Raw genomic sequence first — 25,551 nt, 5'->3', positions numbered from 1 at the left:
AGGCTCAGAAAAGTCCGTTCGGGTGCGGGAGCTCAGCCGGGATCGGGGCGATGACGTCCCAGTGCTCGACGATCTTGGCGCCGGCAACCCGGAAGAGGTCGTAGTAGGCGACCGGTACGCCGAACTCGCCCTCCGACTGGAGCAGTACGAACTCGCCCTCGGCGATCACCCGGTGGATCGTCTTGTAGACGAGGTTCTTGCCCTGTACGGCCCACCGGGCGGCGGCGGCGCCGAAGCCGGCCAGGCCGTCGGCGGCCTCCGGGTTGTGCTGGTCGTAGGTCTCGGTCGAGATGAAGTCGGTGAGGACCGAGTAGTCGGCGCCGACCAGGACCCGCTCGGCGAACTCGGTCACCAGTGCGCGGTTGGCCTCGGTCTGCGCGGTCTCGGTGACGGTGGCCGGACCGTCGACCTGGGTGCGGCCGGAGACGGTCGTGGTGATCTGAGGGGTGAGGGCGTCCCAGTGCTCGGCAAGCTTGCCGTCGGCATCGACCCGGAAGATGTCGAAACCGACCAGCGGCTCGGGGCCGAAGCCGTGGTAGACGCCGTGCAACGCGACCAAGTCGCCGTCGGCCAGCACCCGGGCGCCGTCGTACCGGACGTCGTCGCCGAGGCCGGCGACCAGATCCCGGAGTCCGGCAGGGCCGTCGGTGGCAAGGGCACTGTGCTGGCGGTAGTCGGCGGCGACCCAGCGGTCCACCGCCGACGGGTCCTTCGCGCCGAACAGTTCGGTCGTCGCCTGGATCACGATCTTCTTCGCGCTCATCGGAAGCTCCTGTGGTGTGAAGGTCCTTTTCGGACGCTGACAACTGAAATCTAGGAGCGATCCACCCGCCCGCTGTGTGAGTATCAGGACTGATGATGGTCAAAAGCGGACAGAAGATTCCGGACCTGCCGTTCGCGGCACCACCGGGTACGCCGGTCGGCGTCCAAGTGATGTCGCTGAGTGAACTCGCCGGACGCGTGGTTTCGCACCGGCTCGCGCGGCCGCACTTCCATCAGCTGATTACGGTCACCGAGGGCCTGTTGCAGCAGATGGTCGACTTCCAGACCTACGAGCTGACGCCGGGCGCCTGGCTGTGGGTCCGGCCCGGTCAGCTGCAGCAATGGGGCGCGCTGACCGGGGTGACGGGAGGCCTCGTGCTGTTCCAGCCGAGTCACCTTGATGCGCAGACAGCCGGCAATGTGCAGCTTGACGACCCGGACCTGCCGGTGCTTCGGCAGCCGTCGGCAGCGGATGCCGTCAGCGTGCGGATGGCCTTCGACCATCTCGCACTCGAGTTCCGGGCGCTCGGCCGAATGCCCTTGGAGTCGCACGCGGCCACACTTCGGCACTTGCTCGCGGTGCTCGTCCTGCGGCTGACGCACCTCGCGGCACCGGTGGCCGAGCATACGGTCGCCGCGGATCCGGCGTACCGGAGCTTTCGGTCGGCGGTCGACAGTGACTTCACCCGGACGAGGCGCGTCGAGGACTACGCGCGCTCCCTGGGCTACTCGGCGAAGACTCTGACCCGATCGACCCAGGCGGCCGCGGGCATGAGTGCGAAGGCGTTCATCGATCGCCGGGTAGTCCTCGAAGCCAAGCGACTGCTGGCGCACGGCGACGACAGCGCCGCGCAGATCTCGCAGCAGCTCGGCTTCCGAACGCCGACGCAGTTCGCCAAGTACTTCGTGCAGCGAACCGGCCAGACGCCGTTGGCCTTCCGGCAGAGCGTCCAAGGCGTCCCGAGTTCGGCTCGGTAGGCCTCACGGCTGTACGCCGTCGCGGGTGCGGAAGAGACTGACCGGGATGGGGCCGCGGTGCAGGATGTGCGGGATGTCGGCCCAGGGGAACAGCGGCTCGGTGGCGTTGAGGGTTCGTAGCCGCTGCAAGGCTTTCTCGGAGGGTTCGGTGAGGGTCGCGACGGTTGCGGGGGAGTAGGGGATGAAGTCCTCAGGGGGCTGCGGCGAGGCGTTGTGGCGCTTGAGCAGGACGCAGGTGGTGGCCGGGTCGAGGCGCTCGGCGTCGAGCGTCCAGTAGTCGAGGACTACGCGGCCGATGCGGCCGGACTCGTGCATGGCCTCGAAGAGCGGAGCGGGGTGGACCGGTGAGAGGAACACGACGTCGGTCCAGGTGCAGCCCAGCGGGTACACCGGGTCGCGCATCGCGGCCGGGCGGTGGGCGTACTTCCCGACCTCGCGCTCGTAGAGATCCGGGTGCTGGTCGCGCAGCAGGTTGAGCGGCAGGACGGCATCGCCGCGGAGGTCGTGGATCGCGGCTCGATACAAGAGAGTCGTCATACGCGAAAGCCTCCGACCACAGGAAGTCTGCGTCGGAGGCTTTCACACATTCTACCGGCGCTTGAGGTCGGTGGCGAGGACTTGGGCGATGTTGCGCTCGGCTAGGGCGGTGATGGTGACGAAGGGATTGACGCCGAGACTGCCGGGAATCAGGGAGCTGTCGGTGACGTAGAGGTTCGGGTGGTTGCGGACGCGGCCGTAGTCGTCGGTGGCCTTGCCAAGCAGTACGCCGCCGAGCGGGTGGTAACAGAAGTCCGCGGCGAAGGCGCGGTTGCCGGTGAACAGGTCGCGCCGGTACGTCGTACCGATCGCCTTGTTGATCTTGTCGAACAAGAACTGGGCAGAGCGCAGGGACGGCGTGCTCTGGCCGGCGGACCAGTGCAGGTCGGCGCGGTCGGTGCTGTGGTTGTAGGTGAAGCGGCCGCGCTCGGGACTGACCGTGATCGCGAGGTAGAGGCTGGCCCAGGTCTCCAGACCGACCGGGAGCGGGGCGATCTCGGCGAAGGACGGATGCTTCGGGTCGTTCCAGTTGTCGATCGCGAGGGTCGGGATCGTCGACTGGAGCGGACCGGTCGGGTCCCAGAGGTGGTTGGCGCGAGCCGTCATCACGTTGCCATTGGTACCCCAGCCGGTCCCGACCGCGGCCGGCAGGTCAGGCAGTGTGCCCGTTTCTCTTGCCCTGAGCAATAGTTCGGTGGTCCCGATGCTGCCGGCGCCGAGGAAGAGCGCGCCGCAGGAGATCTGGCTCCGCTTCACGACCTTGCCCCAGACGTCGATCTGTTCGAGACCGACCAGATAGCCCTTGCCCTGCTGGTGAATCGTGGTCACTCGGGTCAGCGTTCGGATGGTGACGTTGCCGGTGCCGAGTGCGTCGGCGAGATACGTCTTGTCCAGCGACTGCTTGCCGTGGTTGTTGCCGTAGATCACCTCGCCGGCCAATGCCGACCGCGGTGCCTGCTTCTTCTCCTCGCGGCGGAGGTAGTTGAAGTCGTAGACGTTCGGTACGACGCTCGTCCGGAAGCCGGCCTGGTGGGCGTGCCGCCGGGAGACCCGTGCGTACTTGTAGACCGGTGTCTGCTCCAGGTAGCGCGGGTCGATCGTGTTCACGCCGAGCATCCGGCGAGCGAGCGGGAAATACCGTCGGTACATCGCGTCCGCGTCCACCTGCGGCAGCATCTTCTCGAAGTACTTGCGCTGCGGCGTCGGCGCCATTCCACCGTTCACCAGGGAGCCGCCGCCGACTCCGCGGCCGACGTACACGCCCATGTTCGGGAAGTCGACGCGATCCAGCACGCCGGCGTACGGCGTACCGAGGTCGCGGTTGACGACGTCGAGCCAGAGGAAGGTGTCGAGCGGTGCCGCGGTCCGGCGGTGGAACCACATCGAGCGACGGTCCGGGTTCAGGGTCGAGCAGAACACCTTGCCGTCCTGGCCGGCGGTGTTCCAGAGCTGACCCATCTCGATCATCGTGGTGCGGATCCCGGCCGCGCCGAGGCGCAGTGCGGTGACGGCGGCGCCGTACCCGGTGCCGACGACGAGGGCCGGGACGTACGGCGCAGCTTCGGCCGGCCCGATCCGGGTGAGGCCGGTCGCGGCGGCCGCGGTGAGGGTGGTCAGGCCGGCGAACCGGCGGCGGGACATTGTGGACGGAGAGGTCTCGAAAGTCACTGACGCACCGTAATCGAGCAACTACGCGGCCGCAGCGGAACCGGCATGTCGGCCCGATCGGCGGCTAGCTTGGCGAGCATGGACAAGCGCTTTCTCGGACGGACCGGCCTGGAAGTCAGCGAGCTGTGCCTCGGCACCATGACCTTCGGACCCGGGACCGACGAACCGACTGCACATCGCATCCTGGACGAGTTCGTGGCCGCGGGCGGCACCTTCGTCGACACGGCCGACACGTATTCCGGTGGAGTCTCCGAGGAGATCATCGGTAGCTGGCTGAAGAATCAGAACCGCGACGGGCTGGTGATCGCGACCAAGGTGTACGGCGAGGCCGGGCCCGGACTGCCGGTCCGCGGCGCCGGCCGCAAGCACATCCTGGCCGGGGTCGAGGCCAGTCTCCGGCGGCTGCAGACCGACTTCATCGACCTCTATCAGATCCACGTCTTCGACGATGCGACCCCGCTCGAGGAGACCCTGACAACGCTCGATGCCTTGGTGACCAGCGGAAAGGTCCGCTTCATCGGCGCCAGCAACCTGACCGGCTGGCAACTGCAGAAGGCGATCGACCTCTCGAACCATCGCGGGCTGGAGCCGTATGTCAGCCTGCAGCCGCTCTACAACCTGCTCGATCGCGATGCCGAGCACGACCTGATCCCGGTCGCCGTCAATGAAGGCGTCGGTGTGATCGCGTGGAGTCCGCTGGCCGGTGGGTGGCTGTCCGGGAAGTACCGGAAGGAGGCGGGTGGACCGCCGGCCGGAAGCCGGAGTGGCCAGGAGGATTGGGATGCGCACGACAACGACCGGACCTGGCGAGTGCTCGACGTACTGCGTTCGGTGGCGGACGAGGTCGACAAGACGCCTGCCCAGGTGGCGCTGCGGTGGGTGCTGCAGCGGCCGGGGCTGACCGCGCCGATCATCGGCGCTCGGACGCCGGAGCAGCTCGGCGACAACCTCGGCGCCACCGGCTGGCGCCTCAGCGACGACCAGGTGGCTCGGCTGACCGAGGCCGGCGACAAGCCGCTGCCTTATCCGCACAACATTCTGGCGATGCCACAGTTCAGGCGTGCAAAATTGCAGGACTAATAATTTGCAGTGACTGCAAGAACCTGCCTACGCTGGTCCGGTGGGACAGAGCGAGGGTGGGTTACGGGAGCGCAAGAAGCTCCAGACGCGGGCGGCGCTGGCGGAGGCCGCCCTGCGGCTGGCGTTGGCGAAGGGTCCGGACAACGTCACGGCCGAGGAGATCGCCGAGGCGGCCGACGTGTCGGTGCGGACCTTCTTCAACTACTTCCCGCACAAGGAGTACGCGATCCTCGGGCGCAATCCCGCGCACCTCGAGCGTGCGCTCGAGCTGATCGCGACCGCACCGGCCGATCAGTCGCCGTTGACCACGATGTCGACGATCGTGCACGACGTACTGCGGGACCTGCTCGACGAAGGTGAGTTGAGCCGGCGCGGAGAGCTGATCATGAGCTCGCCGAGCCTGCTCTACCACCTGATGCTGTCGAGTATGGACGACGAGCGGCAGCTGTCGGCCGCCCTGACCGCGCGGATCGGCGAACCGCTCCGCGCCCGGTTGATCGTCAGTGCCGCCGGTGCGGCCTGCCGGGTCGCCGTCGAGCTGCACAAGGACGCTCCGGACTCCGCGCCCGGCGATCTCGTCGACGCCGCCTTCCAGTTACTTGCCCAGGGCATCGATCCTGACTATCAGAAAGGTCATTCATGACGACCACCTCGGCCGAGGGGACCGGTCCGGTCGCGACGCTGACGCCGCGGCAGACCGTGCAGGCCATCTCGGGTCTGATGATGGGGCTGTTCGTGGCGATCCTGGCCGGCACCGTGGTGTCGACCGCGTTGCCGCGGATCATCCACGACCTGGGGGCGAGCCAATCGTCGTACACCTGGGTCGTCACGCTCGAGCTGCTCGCGATGACGGCCACCGTGCCGTTGTGGGGCAAGCTCGCCGACCTCTACAACAACAAGCTGCTGCTCCAGCTGTCGCTGAGCTTCTTCGTGGTCGGGTCACTCGTCGCGGGCTCCGCCCCGAACATCGAGGTCCTGCTCGGCAGCCGCGTACTGCAGGGTCTGGGCGGCGGCGGTCTGACGGCGCTGGTCCAGATCGTGATGGCCGCGATCATCCCGCCGCGTGAGCTGGGCCGGTACTCCGGCATCTTCGGTGCCGTCTTCGCGTCGGCCACCGTGGGTGGCCCGCTGCTCGGCGGCTTCCTCGTCGACTCGCCGCTGGGCTGGCGGGCCTGCTTCCTGATCGGTGTGCCGTTCGTTCTGATCGCGATGTTCCTGCTGCAGCGGACGCTGCATCTGCCGACCGTGCGTCGTGAAGTGAAGATCGACTGGTGGGGCGCGTTCCTGATCACGGCGGGCGTGAGCACGCTGCTGGTCTGGTCCTCGTTCGCCGGCAACAAGTTCGAGTGGGTTTCGGTCTGGAGCTTCGTGCTCGTCGGCGCGGCCCTGCTCGCGTTGGCGATCGCCGTGTTCGTCGAGAAGCGGCACCCTGAGCCGATCATCCCGATGGACCTGTTCCGCAACCGCACGGTGACGCTGGCCATCGTCGCCAGTGCGCTGGTCGGTGTCGCGATGTTCGGCGGCTCGGTCTTCCTCGCGCAGTACTTCCAGATCGCGCAGGGCTACTCGCCGACCAAAGCCGGCCTGATGAGCCTTCCACTGATCATCGGCATGATGGGTGCCTCCACGGTCGCCGGTGGCCTGATCACCAAGACCGGCAAGTGGAAGGTCTACCTGGTCACCGGTAGCGTCCTGCTGCCGATCGGCCTTGCGCTGTTCGGCACGATCGACGCCCAGACCTCGAAGTACGTGCTGTGGGGCTTCATGCTCGTCCTGGGCATCGGCATCGGTCTTGTGATGCAGAACCTGGTTTTGGCGGCGCAGAACGACGTACCGGCTCGTGAGCTCGGTGCGGCGACCTCGGCGGTCAGCTTCTTCCGCAGCATGGGCGGCACCATCGGCGTCAGTGTCCTCGGTGCCATCCTCGCCAACCAGATCGCCGAAACCCTCAACCCCGGCGGCAGCTCGTCCGGCGGCAGCGGCGCCGTACCGAACATCGCCGAGCTCCCGGACGCCGTCCGCACCGTCGTCGAGAACGCCTACGGCGACGCCACCGCCGACCTCTTCCTGATGTCGGTCCCCTTCGCCGTACTGGCCCTCATCGCCGTCGTCTTCATCAAGGAGAAGCCGCTCCTCACCACCACCGGCGCCGAACGCCGCGCCGACGAGGAAGCTGCAACTGGTAAACAAGACGTGTGACCGATCTGGTGATGGGAGAGCGCGGCTGACATGGCAGCGTTCGATCGTGCAGACGAGCTCTCCCATCCACTGGACTACCGGCTGGCCGCTGATGGCTTCGTCACGATGTTCTGGAGCCCGTCGGTGCTGGCCAAGGCGGTCACTTGGCTCGAGGAGCATGGCTACCGCATCGTGCGGGGGCAGGCCTCGAGCTGGCACACAGACACAGATATGCATAGAGATCTTGCCGCCCTACTCGACTTCCCGGAGTATTACGGCGGCAACCTCCACGCCCTGAGCGATTGTTTGTACAGCGTCTCCCTGGGCGATTTTGGCCTAAGTGACGACGACACCGGACTTGTCCTGGTGCTCGACGGCTTCGATCAGTTCTTCGAGCGCAACAAGGACCTTGCTTGGGCCCTGCTCGACATCTACGCAGGTTGTGCCCGCCGCGCCGCCCTGACCGGAACACGCATGTTGTGTCTAGTCCAGTCTGACGAACCGCATCTCGACGTTCCGAACGTCGGAGCCCAACCAGTCACCTGGAACGATGCCGAATTCTTCGAAAAGAAGCGCCGCGATGACGGCTGAGACCTGAGAACCAATCGGAGGATCGAGAATGCTCGTCGCCTTTTCAGTTGCACCGGCTGTCGCCACCAGTGCGGACGGATCGGTGTCGGATGCCGTTGCCGCTGCGATCCGCGTCGTTCGCGCGTCAGGCCTGCCCAACCGAACCGACTCCATGTTCACGACCATCGAGGGCGAGTGGGACGAGGTGATGGCGGTGGTGAAGGAGGCGGTCGAGGTGGTGGCCGCGGTTTCGCCTCGGGTGAGTTTGGTGCTGAAGGCCGATATCCGGCCGGGGTTCACCGGGCAGCTGAGTGCGAAGGTCGAGCGGATCGAGCAGGCGCTGGCCGACTAGGTGGCACAGCGAAGCCATGTGGTGCTCGGGCGGGGCGGACCTGTGCCACTCATCAACCCGGTTCTGGTTGGTCTGAGCGGGGCGCGTTGAGCGTGAACCTACCCGGCTGCACAGAGTTGGTGAGTGTTGGCGGTCCGCCCTTTCCTTCGTCCCTACCGGTCAGTGGCCGGCGTTGAGGGCGGTGACGACCTCGGCGTAGTGGTTTTCGCGTTCGGCGGCGCGGAGGAAGTGAACTCGGTCGACGAGGATTTCTTCGGCGTCGGGGTGCTGCTGGAGCAGGGTGATGGTTTCGTCGGCGAACTCGTCGAGGGGCATCCAGGTGGGGTCGGGGGCGGCGCCGTCCAGGAGATTGGTCTGGACGGCGGGTGGGACGAGCTCGATGACCTGGAGGTTGGTGCCGGCGAGTTGTAGGCGGAGGCTCTGGGTGTAGCTGTGGACCGCGGCCTTGGTGGCGTTGTACGTCGGGGTGAGGGCGAGCGGGACGAAGGCTAGGCCGGAGGAGACGGTCATGACGACCGGGTCGGCCTGCTGCTGGAGGTAGGGCAGGAAGGTCGTGATCGTCCGGATCGTGCCGAGCAGGTTGATGTCGACGATCGCCTCGCTGGTGGCGAGGTGGGCCGGGTCCTGGAGGTTCTCGGACTGCATGATGCCGGCCATTGTGATCAGGACGTTGACGTCGTGACGGGCGGTGACGTCGGCGAACGCGGTGGCGATCGAGTCCGGGTCGGCGACGTCGAGGAGGACGCCTTCGAGCTGGTCGGTGGCGGCGAGCTGGTCGAGCAGGTCCTTGCGGCGGCCGCTGATGATGACGGTGTTGCCGAGGTCGCGGAAACGGCGGGCGAGTTCGAGGCCGATGCCCGACGTACCGCCGGTGAAGAAGATGGTGTTGCCAGTGGTTTTCATGGCTCCAGCCTGGAAGCGGATGCCGTCGGCAACCAGGCCCGGTGGAGCCACTGCTCGGCTAGCAGTGGATAACCGTGGGCAGGCGAGGACACTGGAGTCATGGAGTACGCCGACCTGTCCGATTTCCTCCGCAAGCGCCGGGAGGCCCTGCAGCCCGAAGACGTCGGGATGCCGCGCGGCCGACGACGCCGTACGCCGGGACTGCGGCGCGAGGAGGTCGCCGTACTGGCGTCGATGTCGACCGACTACTACAGCCGGCTCGAAGGCGGCCGCGGACCGCAGCCGTCGGTGGAGATGCTCGGGGCGATCGCTCGCGCGCTGCGGATGACGCTGCAGGAGCGGGACTATCTTTTCGTGCTGGCGGGGCACGGTGTGCCGCCGCGGACGACGCGTGCGTGCCATGTGGATCCCGGGATGCTGCGCATCATGGACCGGCTGCAGGACACCCCGGCCTTGCTGGTCAACCGGTGCGGTGAGGCGCTCGCGCAGACGCCGGCTCATGTCGCGTTCGCCGGTGAGCTGACCAACTTCGAGGGGATGGAACGCAGCGAGACCTATCGCTGGTTCGTCCATCCGGAGACTCGCACGCTCTATCAGGAGCCGGAGCTGAGCAGGCACAGCCGGCTGCTGGTCTCGATGCTGCGCCAGGTCGCCACTGCCGACGGCCCCAAGTCGTACGCCGCCTCGGTCGTGGCGGCGTTGCAGAAACTCAGCCCGGAGTTCGCGGCGATCTGGGAGGAGCACGAGGTGGTGCCGCCGCACAGCCGGACCAAGCGCTTCCGGCATCCGGTCGTCGGCGAGTTCGAGCTCTACTGCGAGGTGATCAACAACGCCGACCAGCAGCAGACGCTGGTCGTGTTCACCGCCGAGCCGGGCAGTGAGAGTGCGGAGAAACTGCGGTTGCTGAGTGTTTTGGGAAGTCAGGCGATGAGCTCTGGACAGGACTTTCGTAGCGAGTTAATTTAAGTCCTGGATCGCGGAATGCCCATTCCGGGATCGACTCTCCGGAAAGGACCGCCCCATGCCTTCCGCTCGCTTCCGCCTGCCCGCTTTCGTCCTCGCGCTGCTGTTGCTGGTGGCCGGGCTGACGACGACGGCGACGGCTCACGTTCAAGCGACCTTCAATGTCCTCGCCTTCTACGACGGCAACACCGAGGACGCGGCGCACAACGACTGGGTGAAAGAGGCCAATCAGCGCTTCCCCCAGTTCGGCGCGCAGAACGGCTTCACCTACACCGCGACCAACGACTGGAACCGGTTGAACACCCTGCAGGCCTCGCAGTACCAGGTGGTGATGTTCCTGGACAACCGGCCGTGGGCCTCGTCGCAGCAGACGGGGTTCCAGCGCTACATGGAGAACGGCGGCGCCTTCTTCGGCTTCCATGTGAGCAACTACAACGACGCGAGCCAGGGCTGGCCGTGGTTCAACAACACGCTGCTCGGCACCGGCCGGTTCAACTCGAACACCTGGCTGCCGTCCGCGGTCACGCTGCGGACCGAGAATCGTTCGCACCCGGCACTGGTGAACACGGGCGCGACGTTCCGGTCGTCGGTCAGTGAGTGGTACAGCTGGCAGAACGACCTGCGGCAGAACCCGAACATCCAGGTGCTCGCCTCGATCGACCCGTCGAGCTTCCCGGTCGGCAGCCAGCAGGGCAACATCTGGACGTCGGGCTACTACCCGATCGCGTGGACCAACAAGAACTTCAAGGTCATCTACGCGAACTGGGGCCACAACGCGATGAACTACCAGACCAACACCAGGACCTCGTCGACGTTCGACAGCCCGGCCCAGAACCAGTTCATGATGGACTCGCTGAAGTGGCTCGGTGGCGGCGGCGGGACGGTCCCGCCGGTCGAGCAGCCGGCGCCCGGCACCTGGTACTCGGTCGCCAACAAGGCCAACGGCAAGTGTGTCGACGCCCGGGCCGCCGGCACCGCCAACGGCACTGTCATCCAGCAGTACAGCTGCAACGCGACCACCGCACAGCACTTCCAGTTCCAGCCGACCACCGACGGGTTCACCCGCGTCAACAACCGCAACGACGCGACCAAGGTGATCGACGTGAGCGGGGTGTCGCTCGACGACAACGCGGGTCTCCATCTGTGGACGTACGGCGGAGGTACCAACCAGCAGTGGCAAGCAGTCTCCGAAGGCGGCGGCTATTTCCACTTCGTCGTACGGCACACCAGCAAATGCCTCACCGTGCCCGGCGGATCGACCGCAGACCAGACCCAGCTGGTCCAATTCACCTGCAATGGCGGCACTGGACAGTCTTTCAAGCTGACGACAGCCTGACCGCAGACTAGATTGCGGCCCATGAGAATCCTGCGTGTGGCCGCAGTTGCGGCAGGAGGTTTGCTGGTGCTCTCTCAGTTGGTACCGGCCCAGGCGACCGGCGGACCGTCGTACCGGTGGGATGTGACGCCGACAGGCAGTACGGCGCAGTTCCGCGGATTGTCGGCGGTCAGCAAGGACGTGGCCTGGGTCGGGGGGACCCAGGGACAGGTACTGCGGACTGTCGACGGAGGTCGGCATTGGCAGAACGTGAGCCCGGCCGGTGCGGAGGCGCTGCAGTTCCGCGATGTGCAGGCGTTCGACGCTCAGCGGGCGGTGATCCTGTCGATCGGTCCGGGGACGGACTCGCGGGTCTACCGGACTGTGAACGCCGGCAAGACGTGGACCGAAACGTTCCGCAACACCGACGCGAATGCGTTCTATGACTGCATGGCCTTCAACGGTGGCGGTCACGGGCTCGCGTTGAGCGACCCGGTGGACGGGAAGTTCCGGATCGCCGCGACCTCGAACGGTGGCAAGTCGTGGAAGGTGCAGCCGAACGACGGGATGCCGGCAGCACTGCCCGGTGAGTTCGCGTTCGCCGCGAGTGGGACCTGCCTGGTGGCGGGACCTGGCCGTACGGCGTGGTTCGCGACCGGCGGCGGTGATCGGCCGCGGGTGTTCCGCACCTTCGACGGCGGTCGGCACTGGACGGTCGCGGACTCGCCGATGGCCAGTGGCGAAGCGGCCGGCATCTTCAGCCTCGCCTTCCGCGGACCGCTCTTCGGTGTCGCGGTCGGCGGTGACTTCCTGAAGCCGACCGAGGCCGTCAAGGCCGCATCGGTCACGTACGACGGCGGCCGGACCTGGAAGCTGGTCCCGCCCGACAAGGCGCCGAAGGGATACCGGAGCGGATCGACGTTCGTGCCGTGGTCGCTGAGCACGGTGGTCGCGGTCGGGCCGTCCGGAAGTGACGTCAGCACCGACGGCGGCCGGAGCTGGAAGCAGTTCTCCGACGGCAACTTCGACAGCGTCGAGTGCGGTGGCCACGGCCGGCAGGCCGGTTGCTGGGCGTCGGGCGCGAAGGGCGCGGTCGCGCGACTGGCGGTCGGCCGATGAAGCGTGCGTTGGTCGGGCTGGTCGCGCTGCTGATGACGATTCCGGGAATGGCCGCGGCCGAGCCGGATCGCGGTCGGCCGGGCCGGGACCTGACGGTCATGACCTACAACATCCACCACGGTGCCGGGATCGACGGCGTACTCGATCTGGAGCGGATCGCGACGCTGATCGAGAAGAACGGCGCCGAGGTCGTCGGGTTGCAGGAGGTCGACCGGCACTGGAGTGAGCGCAGCAACTGGGTCGACCAGCCGGCCTGGTTCGCGCAGCGGCTCAAGATGCACTACGCGTACGCCGCGAACCTCGACCTGCCGCCGCTCAACCCGGGGGAGCCGCGCCGTCAGTACGGTACGGCGATCCTGTCGAAGTACCCGATCAAGGACTTCACCAACACGCTGCTGCCGCTCTATCCGACCGGTGAGCAGCGCGGACTCGCGGTCGCGACGGTGAAGGTCCGGGGCGCGGAGCTGCGGTTCGCCAACACGCACCTGACCAGCAACAACAACGCGGAGCGGCTGGAGCAGGCGCGGAAGGTGGTCGAGTTGCTCGGGACGTCACGCAAGCCGACGCTGCTGGTCGGTGACCTCAACGCGCGGCCCGATGCGCCGGAGATCAAGACCCTGACCGCGGTCCTGGACGACACCTGGACCGAGGTCGGTGCCGGCCCCGGCTACACGATCGAGGCGGACAACCCGACCGCCCGGATCGACTACCAGCTGCACAGCCCGCAGCTGGTCCCCACGAAGGCTGCTGTCCCGGTGAGCTTGGCTTCCGACCACCTGCCGGTGGTTGCCTCGTTCACCCTTCGCTGAACCCGTCCGTTCGGCGACTGCGCCCATCCGACTTCGGTCGGGTGGGCGCTTTTGCGTGAATTACAAGCTTGTAGTTTGTCAAGTCGACACGCAGGTGAAACAAAGATACTTCTGTGAAAAGTGTTCCCAATGGGGCTGCAGGCAACTAGTGTCACGTATGTGGTCCAGGAGGACCAAAAGCGCTCACGGGGCCAGGGAAGGGTGCCGTGACCGGGCGGAAGGAAACACCAGATGCGCGGCACTGGGAAGACCGGCAGAGCAGGGCTCTCCGGTGTGCTGGCGGTCTGTCTGGCCGGCTCCATGATGGTGGTCGTTCCGATCCAGGCGCAGGCGAAGCCGAAGCCTCCGGTGATCCCGTCGCAGGCGGCCGTCGACCGGGCCAAGGAAGCGGCTGCGGACAAGGCGGGACAGGTCAAGGCGATCGAGCAGCAATTGGCCGCGGCCGAGGCTCGGCTCGAGCAGCTCGGCATCCAGTCCGGGATCGCCGACGAGGCTTACAACGGTGCCGTCTATCGGTTGCAGCAGGCAAAGAAAGACGCCGCGCAGGCAGCTGACCGGGCGGCCAAGGCCGAGAAGACCCTGAACACTCAGCGGCAGCAGATCGGCCGGTTCGCGGTCGCGTCGTACCAGGGTGGTGGCGACATCGCGAAGTTGGCGCCGCTGTTCACCGCCGAAGGGCCGCAGCAGCTGCTTGACTCCGCCGGTACGGCGCACACCGTGTCGAGCGCGATGCAGGGCTCGTACCTGCGCTACTCGGCGAACCAGGTGGTGACGAACCTGTTCAAGGTGCAGGCCGACCAGGCCGTCATCAAGGTGAAGCACGCGACCGAAGAGGCCGCCAAGGCGAAGAAGGTGGCCGAGGCTGCCGAGGCCGCGCAGTCGGCCGCGGTGACCGCGATGGGTGTCCAGCGGCAGCAGTCGATCGCTCAGTTGGCCGTCCTGCAGAACACTTCCGTCCAGGTCGCCGCACAGCGGCAGCGGGGGCTCGAGGAGCTTGCGCGACAGCGCGCCGCCGCACTCGCCGCGAAGCGGGCCGCCGAGTTGCGCCGCAAGATCGCGGCGCGCGAGGCAGCTGAGCGGGCCCGCGAGCTCGCGCGGCAGCGGGCCGAGGAAGCCCGGGAACGCGAGCAGGGCAAGAAGAATCCGCACAAGAAGCCTCCGAAGCACCACCGCCCCGGCGGTGGCAACGGCGGCAATGGTGGCAACGGCGGTTCGGGCCGCGGCGCCGGAGCGGCGATCAGCTTCGCGCTCTCCCAGCTCGGCGACATGTACCTGTGGGGCGGCACCGGCCCGTCGCGCTGGGACTGCTCAGGTCTGATGATGGGCGCGTGGAAGCGGGCCGGCATCCAGCTGCCGCACTACAGCGTCGCGCAGTACGAGCAGACCCGGCACATCGACGAGGACGAGCTGCGGCCGGGCGACCTGATCTTCTGGGCGCTCGACCCCAACGATCCCGGCACCATCCACCACGTCGCGATGTACCTCGGCGGCGGCCGGATGATCCACGCGCCGCGCACCGGCAAGCCGGTGCAGATCCAGAGCGTCTACTACTGGGAGCCCCCGGACTTCTTCGGCCGTCCGTGAGCTATTGCTGTCAGCAAATCAACCTAGACCAGCCGGTGTCCGCCGTCGGCGTGCAGGACGGTGCCAGTGATGAATCCATTGCGTAGCAAGGCGATGATCGCATCCGCGATGTCCTGGGTGCGGCCGATCCGGCCGACCGGCAAGCGGGCTGCCATCGCGGCCAGAGTGGCCGGAGCGGCGTCGCCCGCGACGTCCTGCCAGATCGGAGTGTCCACCCAGCCGGGCGACACCACGTTGACCCGCAGTGGCGCGAGCTCGACGGCGAGTGCCGCCGCCAGCGACGCGAGTGCGCCGTTGAGTGCCGCGAGCAACGATGCGCCCGGTCCCGGCCGGTACGCCGCGATGCCCGACGTGAAGACGATCGAGCCGCCGGGTTCGAGCACGGGCGCGGCGTGTTTGGCGAGCAGTAGCGGGCCCAACAGCTTGGAGCCGATCGCCGGCCGGGCCGAGTTCACGTCGTACTCCCTGATCGGCTGGTAGGCGCCGCCGACATCGGCGGCCGTCGTGACGACGTGATCGATCCGGCCGGTCGTCGCGAAGAGCCTGGCGATGTCCTCCTCGACCAGGAGATCCATCGCTACAGTCCGTACGCCGAGGTCGCGTTGGACAGCGGCGAGTCGATCGGGAGAGCGTCCGGCGACGGTCACTTCGCTGCCTTGGGCAACGAGTTCCGCAGCGAGGGCGCGACCCATTCCGGAGCTGCCGCCGACGATAACTACGTGTTCTTTGCGCATGTCGTCGAGCCAATCAGGACGGGCGTCAGTACTCCACGACTTGTTGCCTCACGGGCGTTAGGCCGGGGCTAACGGTCATTGCCTGGAGCACCGGGTTGTGCGAGTCGGTGCGCCAGATCGCGGCGTACCGGGCGATGAGCGGACGGCCTGCGATCGGGCGCCAGACGACGTCGGGGGTCGCCGCGCGGCGCGAGCCGAGGCTGATCGCGGCCCGTCGTACCTGCAGTGCGGAGCGGAGTTGCGAGTGGCTCATCGTGATATCGCTCAAACGGAAGTTGCCGCCCAGGCGTTGGAGTGCGTCGTCGTGGAACTCGGGGGCAGCGGCGCGGGGAATCCAGATCAGCTCGAGACCGGCCAGGTCGTCGATGGTGACCTCGGCGGCGGTCGCCAGCGGATGCGAGGCAACCATCAGTACGCCGAGCTCTTCCTCGGCCAGCTCCTCGCAGATGGTTGCTGGCGGCAACGTCAACGGCGTCCGGACCAGGCCGAGATCGATCTCGCCGGCGGCGAGCATTCGAACTTGGTCCGTGGTGGTGCCGGCTTCCAGCGTGACAGTGCTCTCCGGGAACCGCTCGGCCGCGAGCTGTTCGAGTGCCGCCGGCAACCATCCCGGTACGCCGTTCAGCAGGCCGAGCCGCAGGACCGGCTCATCCAGCCCTGCCGCCCGCCGGGTGTCCTTCAGTGCCAGCCCGGCCGCCTGGATCGTCTCCCGGGCGCGGGCCAGAAAGACCTGGCCGGCCGGGTTCAGCTCGACACCGCGGCTGTGCCGGATCAGCAACGTCGTACCGATTTCACGCTCGAGTTGCTTGATCTGCTGACTCAGCGTCGGTGTGGAGATGTACAGCCGCTCGGCGGCCCGGCTGAAGTGGAGCTCCTCCGCGACAGCGACGAAGTACCGCATCTGCCGGAGCTCCACACTCCAACCTTAAGTGGTGGCGATCAGCCGGCCGAGCGCGACGCGGGCGTCGAGTGCCCGATGCAACTCCTGTACGTCGGCCAGCGGGTAGCTGGCGTGGACGGCCGGGCGCAGGTCTCCGGCCTGCCAGCGACGGGTCACCTCGGCGATGTCGTTGCGGGCAGCGTCCGGCCGGGCAGTTCGCCAGGCCATCATCGACACCCCGGTCACGGACTGCAGGCCGAACAGCGCAGAGGCCGGAACGGTCGGCAGCTGTCCGGAAATGGCGCCGTACGTGACCATCGTGCCGAGCGGCCGGATCAGCGCCAGGCCCTGATCGAAGATCGTGCCGCCGACGGAGTCGAGAACCGTGTCGACGCCGTCCGGCGCCAGCGCGCGGACCTGGTCCGGCCAATCGGCATCGGTCAGGTCGACCGCCTCGGCGCCGAGTGAGCGGATGAAGTCGAGCCGGTCGGGTGAGGACGCCGTACCGATGATGAGCTTTGGCTCGAACGAGCGGGCGAGCTGGACGGCCAAGTGGCCGACGCCACCCGCGGCGGACTGGATCAGGACAGTGCCGCCGGCTGGGATCCGGCCTGCTTCCAGGAGCCGGAGGGCGAGCGGTCCGGTCATCGACATCATCGTCGCGGCCCCGGCGTCGGCATCGTCGGGGATGGTCGCTAGGAACGCCGTGTCCAGTACGACGTGGTCCGCGAAGGCGTCCTCGGAGACGCCGGCCACCCGGTCGCCAATCGCGAGACCGGGTGGGGTGTCCGGACCGAGCCGGGTGATCCGGCCGACGACCTCGCCGGTGAGGCTGCCGGGGAGCGGGCGCGGCCAGGGGCTGTTGCCGGATCGGAAGAGGGCGTCGATCGCGTTGGCCCCGACCGCCTCGACCTCGACCAGCACCTCGCCGGTGGCGGGCGCGGGGATCTCGACCTCGTCGAGCTGCAGAACCTCCGGGCCGCCGTGGGAGTGGTAGCGCACTGCACGCATGAAGTACTCCAGATCGTGGGAGCTAGAAATAATGGGTGACACCCACGATAGCGCAGGAGTTCTAGAGTGGACAGGTGCAGAAGTCGCCGAACCACCGCCTCTCCGACCGGGTGCTGTGGGCGTTGGGGCGGGCGAGTCAGCAGTCGCAGCGGTTGATCCGGCAGCACATGGTCGAGGCGGGCGTGCGGACGCAGCACTACCACGTGCTGGCCAGCCTGGACGCCGACGGCGCCGCGGCCCAGGCGACGCTGGCCGACCGGATCGCGCTCGATCGCAGCGACCTGGTGACCGTGCTCGACGAGCTGGAAGAGGTCGGGTACGTCGGCCGCCGGGTCGACCCGGACGACCGCCGGCGCAAGATCGTCGAGCTCACCGCGGCCGGTCGCAAGCAGTTGGTGGTGATGGACCGGCTGATCTACGCGGCCGAGGACGAACTGCTGGCGCCGCTCACCGCGGCGGAGCGCAAGGTGCTGCTCGGGCTGCTCAGCCGGGTCAGCGGCGAATGAGAAACCGCCGGCGCCGCTGTCGCGGGCCGGCGGTCAGGTGCAGCGGTCAGTGGCCTTCGGTCTTCAGACGATCGAAGGAGGCCTGGATCTCGGCCTCGGCGTCCGCGCGGCCGACCCAGGTGGCGCCCTCGACGGACTTGCCCGGCTCGAGGTCCTTGTAGACCTCGAAGAAGTGCTGGATCTCGAGGCGGTCGAACTCCGGCACGTGGTGGATGTCGCGCAGGTGCTCCTGGCGCGGGTCACCGGCGGGGACGCAGAGGACCTTGTCGTCCGGGCCCTTCTCGTCGGTCATCCGGAACATGCCGATCGCCCGGGCCTTGATCAGGCAGCCGGGGAAGGTCGGCTCCGACAGCAGGACCAGTGCGTCCAGCGGATCACCGTCCTGACCCAGCGTCTCCTCGATGAAGCCGTAGTCGGACGGGTACTGAGTGGCCGTGAACAGGGTGCGGTCGAGCCGCAGCCGGTTCGTCTTGTGGTCCAGCTCGTACTTGTTGCGGGTGCCCTTGGGGATCTCGATGAAGACGTCGAACTCCATACGGCAGATACTGTCACGGTTCGGACCGACCTAATGACAGGAGCAGCCCGGTGGCCCGTCCTCCTCGTGCGGCGTTCGTCACGCTGCTCGCCTCAGCCCTGTGTCTCGGGCTCGCGGGCGGAGCGAACGCCGTACCGACTTCCGCGCCCGCTGTGCTCGCTCCGGCGGTCCCGGAGGGTGCGGCGCCGACCACGGTCGGTGTGCAGAAGGCGCTGGCCGGAGTGCTGGCGGACGCGGCACTGGGCAAGCACCGCGGTGTTTACGTGTACGACGTGGACCACGACAAGGTCGTGTTCTCGGCCGGTACGGCGTTGCCGTACACACCGGCGTCGACGCTCAAGCTGCTGACCACTGTCTCGGCGCTGTCGACGCTCGGCGCGGAGCACCGGTTCACCACGAAGGTGGTGAGCGCGGGGAACGGGTCGATCGTGCTCGTCGGTGGCGGTGACCCGCTACTGGCGGCGAAGCCGTCGCTCCGGGACTACCCGACCAGAGCGACGCTGGCCGCGCTGGCTGCGAGCACGGCGAAGTCGCTGAAGGCGCAGGGAGTCACCAGCGTCACCCTCGGGTACGACGCGTCGCTGTTCACCGGTCCGGCCGGAAACGCGAAGTGGGAGGCGAACTACCTCCCCGAAGGCATTGCGGCCCGGACGTCGGCGCTGTGGGTGGACGAGGGCCGGATCGCGCGGGGGATGGCCAAGCGGTCGGACTCGCCGGCGCAGGCCGCCGCGGGTGTCTTCGCCAAGCTGCTGGCCACCAGCGGCATCAAGGTCGCCGGAGCGGGTAAGCCGAAGGTCGCACCGGCCGGTGCGCAGGAGCTGGCGAAGGTGCAGTCGCCGACGGTCGGGCAGATCGTCGAGTACGTGAATCTGCACAGCGACAACGACGGCGCCGAGGTGCTGCTGCGTCATGTCGGCCTGGCGACCAAACACGGCGGCTCGTACGTCGGTGGCGTCGCTGGCGTCGAGGAGACGCTCACGAAGCTCGGTCTGGACGTCGGCAAGGCGCAGATCTATGACGGCAGCGGGCTGACCCGGACAAACAAGGTCCCGCTCGACCTGCTGGCCGGCGCGATCCGGATGGCGGCGTCGAAGGACCACCCGGAGCTGCGGCACCTTCTGACCGGGCTGCCGATCGCAGGCTTCAGCGGCTCGCTCGAAGAGCGCTTCGGAGCCGGTACGGCGGGCGCGGGCACCGGAATGGTCCGCGCGAAGACCGGAACGCTCACCGGGGTGCACAGCCTGGCCGGAATGGTCAGGACGCGGAGCGGCACGCTGCTCGCGTTCGCCGTGGCCAGTGACAGTGTTCCGGTGCCCAAGACGCTCGACGCCCGCGCCGCACTGGACCGAGCCGCCGCAATCTTGGCCAACTGCGGCTGCTGAGCTTGCCCTCTGCGACTAGGGTCGATGTATGAGTACCGCGAACGGCGAGACTGCGGCTGAGATGGTCGACTGGCAGCTGGCGACCGGTGTGGCGCGCAAGCTGCTGCGCCCGGGGCCGGTGGTGACTCGGGCCGAGGCGGACCAGGTGGTGGCCGAGCTGCGGCAGTTCGCGGCCGACTCCGAGCAGCACGTGCGTGAGTTCACCGGTCTGCAGGCCACGTCGGCCAGTGCGCCGGTGGTGATCGTGGACCGGCCCGGCTGGGTCCAGGCCAACGCGGACGGCTTCCGGACCGTGATGCAGCCGCTGGCGGACAAGCTGCGCGAGAAGGCCGAGCGGACCGGCGGGCTGTCGTCCGCGGTCGGCTCCCGGGTGACCGCGATCGAGGCCGGTGCGCTGCTGGCGTTCCTGTCGTCGCGGGTGCTCGGTCAGTTCGACCCGTTCTACCCCTCGGAGCCTGATCCTGCCCGTCCGGACCTCACCGGCCGGCTGCTGCTGGTCGCTCCGAACGTCATGCAGGTCGAGACCGAGCTGGGCGTCGTACCGCGGGACTTCCGGTTGTGGGTGTGTCTGCACGAGGAGACGCACCGGGTGCAGTTCACGGCGGTTCCGTGGCTGCGCGACCACCTGCGGTCGGAGATCGGGCTGTTCCTCGACCAGGCCGAGCTGGACGCATCGGCGTACGCGGCGATGTTCCGGGAGGCCGTGCAGCGGCTGGGACGGTCGGTGCGCGGTGAGGCTGAGCTGAGCCTGGTGGACCTGATGCAGTCGCCGGAGCAGCGGGCCGTGCTGGACCGGCTGACCGCGGTGATGTCGTTGCTGGAGGGCCACGCGGACTTCGTGATGGATGGGGTGGGGCCGTCGGTGATTCCGACGGTGGACGCGATCCGCTCGAAGTTCACCTCGCGGCGCCAGGGTGGGAACCCGCTGGACCAGCTGCTGAAGAAGCTGCTCGGACTGGACGCGAAGCTGAAGCAGTACAAGGACGGTGCCGCCTTCGTACGGCGCGTGGTCGACCAGGTCGGCATGGACGGGTTCAACCGCGTCTGGACCGGGCCGAACACGCTGCCCACCAAGAACGAGATCGCGAACCCCGATGCCTGGGTCTCCCGACTCCACGGCTGAGTCCGCCCGCCACACCGCGGAGGAACTGGTGGCCGAGCGCCGCGGCCGCCTGCATCCCGCGGTCGCTCGCACACGCGAGGCTCTGCGGGCCGCACTGTCCGACCTGCCCGCCGGGACGACCGTTTTGGTCGCCTGCTCGGGTGGGACCGACTCATTGGCCCTTGCCGCGGCAACCGCGTTTGAGGCGCCAAAGCTGGGACTGCGGGCCGGCGCCGTGATCGTCGACCACGGTCTGCAGCCGGACTCCGCACAGACCGCGGAGATCGCTGCTGAGCAATGTCGTGGGCTAGGGCTCGATCCGGTCCAGGTCCGCGCCGTAGAGGTCGGCCGGCAGGGCGGTCCAGAGGGCGCTGCTCGCACCGCCCGGTACGACGCTTTGCGGGCTGCCGCTGATGAGTTCGGAGCGGACGTCGTACTGCTGGCGCATACGCGGGACGATCAGGCCGAGACTGTTCTCTTGGGGCTCGGACGCGGTTCCGGGGCCAGATCGCTGGCCGGGATGGCCGCGGTCGCCGGACTGCTCCGGCGGCCGTTTCTGGAGGTTCCGCGCGCCACTACCGCCGCAGCTTGTATTGCAGCCGGTCTGCGGCCCTGGCACGACCCGCACAACGACGATCTGACGTACACACGGGTCCGAGTCCGGCATGAGGTGTTGCCGGCGCTCGCAGAGGCTCTGGGGCCTGGTGTCGTCGAAGCGCTGGCCCGGACGGCCGGACTGCTCCGGGCGGACGCCGACGCCCTCGACATGTTGGCGGCGGACCTCGCGGAGACGGCAGTACGACGTACTGACGGGGAGGTGCAGTGTGACGTCGGGATGGTCGCCGACGAGCCCGCAGCGCTGCGCACGCGAGTCCTCCGGCAGGCCGCGCTGGAGGCCGGCTCCAAGGCCACCGACCTGAACGCCGGCCACGTCGCCGCCGTCGACGCGCTGATCACCGACTGGCGCGGTCAGCGCTGGATCGACCTGCCCCAAGGTGTCCGTGCCGTCCGCCGGGGCGGATTCATAATCTTCGGTCCGGATATGACAGGCTGACGCTCGTGGATGCGGCGGACATCGAGAAGGACCTGACCCAGATCCATTACACCGAGGACCAGATCCTGGCGAAGCTGCGGGAACTGGCCGGGCGGATCGAGGAGGACTACCAGGGCAAGGACCTGCTGCTGGTGGGCGTCCTGCGGGGCGCGGTGATGGTGATGGCCGACCTGGCCCGGTCGTTCACCCGGCACGTGGAGATGGACTGGATGGCCATCTCGTCGTACGGGTCGGGGACCAAGTCGTCGGGTGTGGTGCGGATCCAGAAGGACCTGGACACCGACATCACCAACCGGCACGTGCTGATCGTCGAGGACATCATCGACACCGGCCTCACGCTGAGCTGGCTGGTCAGCAACCTGGAGTCACGCAAGCCGGCCTCGCTGGAGCTGTGCACGGCGTTCGTGAAGCCGGGTGCGGCCAAGATGCAGGTCCCGGTGAAGTACGTCGGCCTGGAGCTGCCGGACGAGTTCGTCGTCGGGTACGGCCTGGACTACGCGGAGAAGTACCGCAACCTGCGCTGTGTGGCGACGCTGGCGCCGCACGTCTACTCCTGAACTTGGTGACAGCCTGTACAACAGGTCGTACCGTCGTTCGGTGACCCTCGTGGTCGGCAGGCTTGCCCGGCACGAGACACTTGGACTGGTAGTACCGTCTCAAGCCCGCGAAACCCGGGCCTGCCGAGCTAGGAGGGACGGGGCGTAGGCCTCGATCATGGACGTGAAGCGCATCTTCCGTGGACCTTTGTTCTGGATCATCCTCGCCTTCCTCGGCGTGCTGGTGATCGGGCAGCTCCTGACCGGCTCGACCGGGTACAAGGCCGAACCGACCGGTGAGGTCGTCAAGGTGATCAAGCAGGCCACCGACGCCCCGGCCGGCCAGAAGGTGATCAAGACGATCACCCTGATCGATCCCGACCAGGAGATCCGGGTCGAGAAGGCCGACGGCACCAAGATCCGGGCGTTCTGGGTCGACGGTCAGGCCCCCTCGCTGGGCACGTCGCTGCAGGACCTGTACCAGAACGGCAAGATCGAGAAGTACAACGTCGAGAACCCGAAGCCGAGCTTCATCGGCCAGGTGTTCCAGACGTTGATCCCGTTCCTGCTGATCGCCGTGGTCTTCATCTTCCTGATGAACTCGATGCAGGGCGGCGGCTCGCGGGTGATGAGCTTCGCCAAGTCGAAGGCCAAGCTGATCACCAAGGACACCCCGAAGACCACGTTCGCCGACGTGGCCGGCTGTGACGAGGCGATCGAGGAGCTCGGCGAGATCAAGGAGTTCCTCCAGGAGCCCGGCAAGTTCCAGGCCGTCGGCGCCAAGATCCCCAAGGGTGTGCTGCTCTACGGCCAGCCCGGTACCGGTAAGACCCTGCTGGCCCGTGCGGTCGCGGGTGAGGCCGGCGTGCCGTTCTACTCGATCTCCGGTTCGGACTTCGTCGAGATGTTCGTCGGTGTCGGCGCCTCCCGCGTCCGGGACCTGTTCGAGCAGGCCAAGACCAACGCCCCGGCGATCGTCTTCATCGACGAGATCGACGCCGTCGGCCGGCACCGTGGCGCGGGCCTCGGCGGCGGGCACGACGAGCGCGAGCAGACCCTGAACCAGTTGCTGGTCGAGATGGACGGCTTCGACGTCCGCGGCGGCGTGATCCTGATCGCGGCCACCAACCGGCCCGACGTCCTCGACCCGGCCCTGCTGCGGCCCGGCCGCTTCGACCGGCAGATCGCCGTCGACGCGCCGGACCTGCCGGGCCGTGAGCAGATCCTGAAGGTGCACGCGCGGGGCAAGCCGATGTCGACCGATGTCGACCTGACCGCGGTGGCGCGCCGGACGCCGGGCTTCACCGGCGCCGACCTGGCCAACGTGCTGAACGAGGCGGCCCTGCTGACCGCCCGCTCGAACATGCAGGTGATCGACAACAAGGCGCTCGACGAGGCGATCGACCGCGTGATCGCCGGCCCGCAGCGCCGTACCCGGTTGATGTCGGACAAGGAGAAGGTGCTCACGGCGTACCACGAGGGCGGTCACGCCCTGGTCGCCGCGGCGCTGCCGCACTCCGACCCGGTGCACAAGGTGACGATCCTGCCGCGCGGTCGCGCGCTGGGCTACACGATGGTGCTGCCGGACGAGGACAAGTACTCGACCACCCGCTCGGAGATGCTCGACAAGCTGGCCTACATGCTCGGTGGTCGCGCCGCCGAGGAGATGGTCTTCCACGACCCGACCACCGGCGCCAGCAACGACATCGAGAAGGCGACCGCGCTCGCCCGGGCCATGGTCACGCAGTACGGCATGACCGAGCGGCTCGGCGCGATCAAGTTCGGTCAGGACAGTGGCGAGCCGTTCCTGGGCCGCGACCTGGGCAGCCAGCGCAACTACTCCGAGGAGATCGCGGCCGCGGTCGACGAGGAGGTCGGCAAGCTGATCCTGAACGCGCACCAGGAAGCCTTCGACATCCTGGTCGAGAACCGCGCGGTGCTGGACCACCTGGTCGAGGAGCTCCTCGAGAAGGAGACCCTGGACAAGGGCCAGATCGCCGAGATCTTCGGCCCGATCGTCAAGAAGGACCGCCGGCCGGCCTGGACCGGGTCCTCGACCCGGATCCCGTCCGACCAGCCGCCGGTGATGCCGTTGCCGTCGCCGGCCTCGCAGAACGGTTCGCTGTCCGACGTACTGCCCGGTGGTTCGGTCGGCCCCGACGAGGCCGTCAAGCCGCCGAACTACGGTGGCGGCCCGACCCCGCCGTCACACGAGTGATCTGAGCTACCAAAGCCCCGCCATCCACCCGGATGGCGGGGCTTCTGCTTAGGCTGGCGCAATGACGTCGCCGAAGTTCGATCATGCGCGGGCCGAGCGGGCTGTCCGGGAGTTGCTGTTCGCGATCGGGGAGGACCCGGACCGCGACGGGCTGAAGGAGACCCCGGCGCGGGTGGCTCGCGCGTACGCCGAGATCACCGCCGGGCTCGGTCAGACCGCCGAGGACGTGCTGAGTACGACGTTCGACCTCGGGCACGACGAGATGGTCCTGGTCAAGGACATCGAGGTCTGGAGCATCTGTGAGCACCACCTGGTGCCGTTCACAGGCGTCGCCCACGTCGGCTACATCCCCAACCCCGACGGCCGGATCACCGGCCTGTCCAAACTCGCCCGCCTGGTCGACGTCTACGCCAAACGCCCCCAGGTCCAGGAACGCCTCACCACCCAGGTCGCCGAGTCCCTGATGGAACTCCTCGAACCCCGCGGCGCGATCGTCGTCATCGAGTGCGAACACCTCTGCATGACCATGCGCGGCGTCCGCAAAGCCGGCGCCAAAACCATCACCTCCGCCGTCCGCGGCCAGCTCCGCAACCCGGTCACCCGAGCCGAAGCCATGAGCCTCATCGTCGGCTGAGTGCCACAACCCATCCCGCGACCGAAGCCACCGTGCGAGTGGGAGGAGTCACCCGTCGAGTGGGAGAACCGTGTCGCCGGTAAGCGGTTTCCGGCGACGCTCCTCTCACATTCGACGGCAAGCAGTCGACCGAAGCCGCCG

General features: G+C 67.8%; 26 protein-coding genes. 18 read left to right on the top strand and 8 right to left on the bottom strand.

Annotated features, from left to right (window positions below; genetic code table 11):
• Positions 1 to 4 precede the first annotated feature (4 nt).
• A complete protein-coding gene (locus tag ABZS29_RS07160) occupies positions 5 to 763 on the bottom strand; it encodes a nuclear transport factor 2 family protein (RefSeq protein ID WP_355459334.1) in 759 nt (252 codons plus the stop codon).
• Positions 764 to 858: 95 nt separating this feature from the next.
• On the opposite strand from ABZS29_RS07160, the gene ABZS29_RS07155 reads away from it, so the two are divergent.
• Positions 859 to 1,740, top strand: a complete 882-nt coding sequence (locus ABZS29_RS07155) for a helix-turn-helix transcriptional regulator (RefSeq protein WP_355459333.1) — start codon at positions 859 to 861, stop codon at positions 1,738 to 1,740.
• A 3-nt stretch (positions 1,741 to 1,743) separates the two neighbouring features.
• Here the strand turns inward: ABZS29_RS07155 and ABZS29_RS07150 are convergent, their stop codons facing one another.
• Both ABZS29_RS07150 and ABZS29_RS07145 read right to left on the bottom strand, forming a co-directional pair.
• Positions 1,744 to 2,277, bottom strand: a complete 534-nt coding sequence (locus ABZS29_RS07150) for a hypothetical protein (protein ID WP_355459331.1) — start codon at positions 2,275 to 2,277, stop codon at positions 1,744 to 1,746.
• 51 nt (positions 2,278 to 2,328) lie between these two features.
• Entirely contained in the window at positions 2,329 to 3,945 is a 1,617-nt protein-coding gene (locus tag ABZS29_RS07145) for a GMC oxidoreductase (protein ID WP_355459330.1), read from the bottom strand.
• 78 nt (positions 3,946 to 4,023) lie between these two features.
• On the opposite strand from ABZS29_RS07145, the gene ABZS29_RS07140 reads away from it, so the two are divergent.
• Genes ABZS29_RS07140 through ABZS29_RS07120 form a run of 5 tightly spaced genes read left to right on the top strand, consistent with a single transcriptional unit; the run spans position 4,024 to position 8,125 of the window.
• Positions 4,024 to 5,025: an aldo/keto reductase gene (locus tag ABZS29_RS07140; protein ID WP_355459329.1), complete on the top strand. Its 1,002-nt coding sequence runs from the start codon at positions 4,024 to 4,026 to the stop codon at positions 5,023 to 5,025.
• A 40-nt stretch (positions 5,026 to 5,065) separates the two neighbouring features.
• A complete protein-coding gene (locus ABZS29_RS07135) occupies positions 5,066 to 5,668 on the top strand; it encodes a TetR family transcriptional regulator (protein WP_355459328.1) in 603 nt (200 codons plus the stop codon).
• The gene (locus tag ABZS29_RS07130; RefSeq protein ID WP_355459326.1) at positions 5,665 to 7,224 is read left to right on the top strand and encodes an MFS transporter; all 1,560 of its coding nucleotides are present in this window, start codon (positions 5,665 to 5,667) and stop codon (positions 7,222 to 7,224) included. Before ABZS29_RS07135 ends, ABZS29_RS07130 begins: the two co-directional genes overlap by 4 nt.
• Before the next feature lie 30 nt (positions 7,225 to 7,254).
• Entirely contained in the window at positions 7,255 to 7,794 is a 540-nt protein-coding gene (locus ABZS29_RS07125) for a barstar family protein (RefSeq protein ID WP_355459324.1), read from the top strand.
• Between the two features lie 28 nt (positions 7,795 to 7,822).
• Positions 7,823 to 8,125 carry a thiamine-binding protein gene (locus ABZS29_RS07120; RefSeq protein WP_355459323.1) on the top strand — a complete coding sequence of 101 codons (303 nt, stop codon included), beginning with the start codon at positions 7,823 to 7,825 and terminating at the stop codon, positions 8,123 to 8,125.
• Positions 8,126 to 8,284: 159 nt separating this feature from the next.
• On the opposite strand, the gene ABZS29_RS07115 is transcribed toward ABZS29_RS07120, so the two are convergent.
• Positions 8,285 to 9,028, bottom strand: a complete 744-nt coding sequence (locus tag ABZS29_RS07115; RefSeq protein WP_355459321.1) for an SDR family NAD(P)-dependent oxidoreductase — start codon at positions 9,026 to 9,028, stop codon at positions 8,285 to 8,287.
• Between the two features lie 99 nt (positions 9,029 to 9,127).
• On the opposite strand from ABZS29_RS07115, the gene ABZS29_RS07110 reads away from it, so the two are divergent.
• The 5 genes from ABZS29_RS07110 to ABZS29_RS07090 all read left to right on the top strand — a co-directional run bounded on the left by ABZS29_RS07110 (position 9,128) and on the right by ABZS29_RS07090 (position 14,818).
• On the top strand, positions 9,128 to 9,994 hold the full coding sequence (locus ABZS29_RS07110) for a helix-turn-helix transcriptional regulator (RefSeq protein ID WP_355459319.1): 867 nt from the start codon (positions 9,128 to 9,130) through the stop codon (positions 9,992 to 9,994).
• 55 nt (positions 9,995 to 10,049) lie between these two features.
• Complete coding sequence (locus tag ABZS29_RS07105) at positions 10,050 to 11,327, top strand: ThuA domain-containing protein (protein WP_355459317.1); 1,278 nt, start codon at positions 10,050 to 10,052, stop codon at positions 11,325 to 11,327.
• 21 nt (positions 11,328 to 11,348) lie between these two features.
• The gene (locus tag ABZS29_RS07100; RefSeq protein WP_355459315.1) at positions 11,349 to 12,425 is read left to right on the top strand and encodes an oxidoreductase; all 1,077 of its coding nucleotides are present in this window, start codon (positions 11,349 to 11,351) and stop codon (positions 12,423 to 12,425) included.
• The gene (locus ABZS29_RS07095) at positions 12,422 to 13,234 is read left to right on the top strand and encodes an endonuclease/exonuclease/phosphatase family protein (protein WP_355459314.1); all 813 of its coding nucleotides are present in this window, start codon (positions 12,422 to 12,424) and stop codon (positions 13,232 to 13,234) included. Before ABZS29_RS07100 ends, ABZS29_RS07095 begins: the two co-directional genes overlap by 4 nt.
• A 231-nt stretch (positions 13,235 to 13,465) precedes the next feature.
• Complete coding sequence (locus ABZS29_RS07090; protein ID WP_355459312.1) at positions 13,466 to 14,818, top strand: C40 family peptidase; 1,353 nt, start codon at positions 13,466 to 13,468, stop codon at positions 14,816 to 14,818.
• 23 nt (positions 14,819 to 14,841) lie between these two features.
• Here the strand turns inward: ABZS29_RS07090 and ABZS29_RS07085 are convergent, their stop codons facing one another.
• Genes ABZS29_RS07085 through ABZS29_RS07075 form a run of 3 tightly spaced genes read right to left on the bottom strand, consistent with a single transcriptional unit; the run spans position 14,842 to position 17,443 of the window.
• Positions 14,842 to 15,552 carry an SDR family oxidoreductase gene (locus ABZS29_RS07085; protein ID WP_355459311.1) on the bottom strand — a complete coding sequence of 237 codons (711 nt, stop codon included), beginning with the start codon at positions 15,550 to 15,552 and terminating at the stop codon, positions 14,842 to 14,844.
• Between the two features lie 25 nt (positions 15,553 to 15,577).
• Positions 15,578 to 16,468: a LysR family transcriptional regulator gene (locus ABZS29_RS07080; RefSeq protein WP_355459309.1), complete on the bottom strand. Its 891-nt coding sequence runs from the start codon at positions 16,466 to 16,468 to the stop codon at positions 15,578 to 15,580.
• 9 nt (positions 16,469 to 16,477) lie between these two features.
• Positions 16,478 to 17,443 (bottom strand): zinc-binding dehydrogenase, encoded by a 966-nt coding sequence (locus ABZS29_RS07075; protein ID WP_355459308.1) that lies wholly within the window; start codon positions 17,441 to 17,443, stop codon positions 16,478 to 16,480.
• Between the two features lie 74 nt (positions 17,444 to 17,517).
• On the opposite strand from ABZS29_RS07075, the gene ABZS29_RS07070 reads away from it, so the two are divergent.
• On the top strand, positions 17,518 to 17,949 hold the full coding sequence (locus ABZS29_RS07070; RefSeq protein WP_355459306.1) for a MarR family winged helix-turn-helix transcriptional regulator: 432 nt from the start codon (positions 17,518 to 17,520) through the stop codon (positions 17,947 to 17,949).
• Between the two features lie 46 nt (positions 17,950 to 17,995).
• Here ABZS29_RS07070 and ABZS29_RS07065 read toward each other — a convergent pair whose 3' ends face one another.
• A complete protein-coding gene (locus tag ABZS29_RS07065; RefSeq protein WP_355459304.1) occupies positions 17,996 to 18,484 on the bottom strand; it encodes an inorganic diphosphatase in 489 nt (162 codons plus the stop codon).
• Between the two features lie 50 nt (positions 18,485 to 18,534).
• Here ABZS29_RS07065 and dacB point away from each other — a divergent pair, with 50 nt between their 5' ends.
• From dacB to folE, 6 genes are all read left to right on the top strand, one after another.
• Entirely contained in the window at positions 18,535 to 19,866 is a 1,332-nt protein-coding gene (dacB, locus tag ABZS29_RS07060; protein WP_355459302.1) for a D-alanyl-D-alanine carboxypeptidase/D-alanyl-D-alanine-endopeptidase, read from the top strand.
• Between the two features lie 28 nt (positions 19,867 to 19,894).
• Positions 19,895 to 20,989 carry a zinc-dependent metalloprotease gene (locus ABZS29_RS07055; protein ID WP_355459300.1) on the top strand — a complete coding sequence of 365 codons (1,095 nt, stop codon included), beginning with the start codon at positions 19,895 to 19,897 and terminating at the stop codon, positions 20,987 to 20,989.
• On the top strand, positions 20,961 to 22,022 hold the full coding sequence (gene tilS, locus ABZS29_RS07050; RefSeq protein ID WP_355459299.1) for a tRNA lysidine(34) synthetase TilS: 1,062 nt from the start codon (positions 20,961 to 20,963) through the stop codon (positions 22,020 to 22,022). The genes ABZS29_RS07055 and tilS overlap by 29 nt, the downstream gene beginning before the upstream one ends.
• Positions 22,023 to 22,027: 5 nt before the next feature.
• A complete protein-coding gene (hpt, locus tag ABZS29_RS07045; protein ID WP_132164525.1) occupies positions 22,028 to 22,579 on the top strand; it encodes a hypoxanthine phosphoribosyltransferase in 552 nt (183 codons plus the stop codon).
• 157 nt (positions 22,580 to 22,736) lie between these two features.
• A complete protein-coding gene (gene ftsH / locus ABZS29_RS07040) occupies positions 22,737 to 24,776 on the top strand; it encodes an ATP-dependent zinc metalloprotease FtsH (protein ID WP_355459296.1) in 2,040 nt (679 codons plus the stop codon).
• Between the two features lie 61 nt (positions 24,777 to 24,837).
• Complete coding sequence (gene folE, locus ABZS29_RS07035; protein ID WP_355459295.1) at positions 24,838 to 25,410, top strand: GTP cyclohydrolase I FolE; 573 nt, start codon at positions 24,838 to 24,840, stop codon at positions 25,408 to 25,410.
• The last annotated feature ends 141 nt before the right edge of the window (positions 25,411 to 25,551 follow it).

Origin of the sequence: Kribbella sp. NPDC005582, from assembly GCF_040605415.1 — a bacterium.
GTDB lineage: Bacteria > Actinomycetota > Actinomycetes > Propionibacteriales > Kribbellaceae > Kribbella.
The sequence above is the reverse complement of the archived record's forward strand: the minus strand, read 5'-3'. Positions and strand labels throughout refer to the sequence as shown.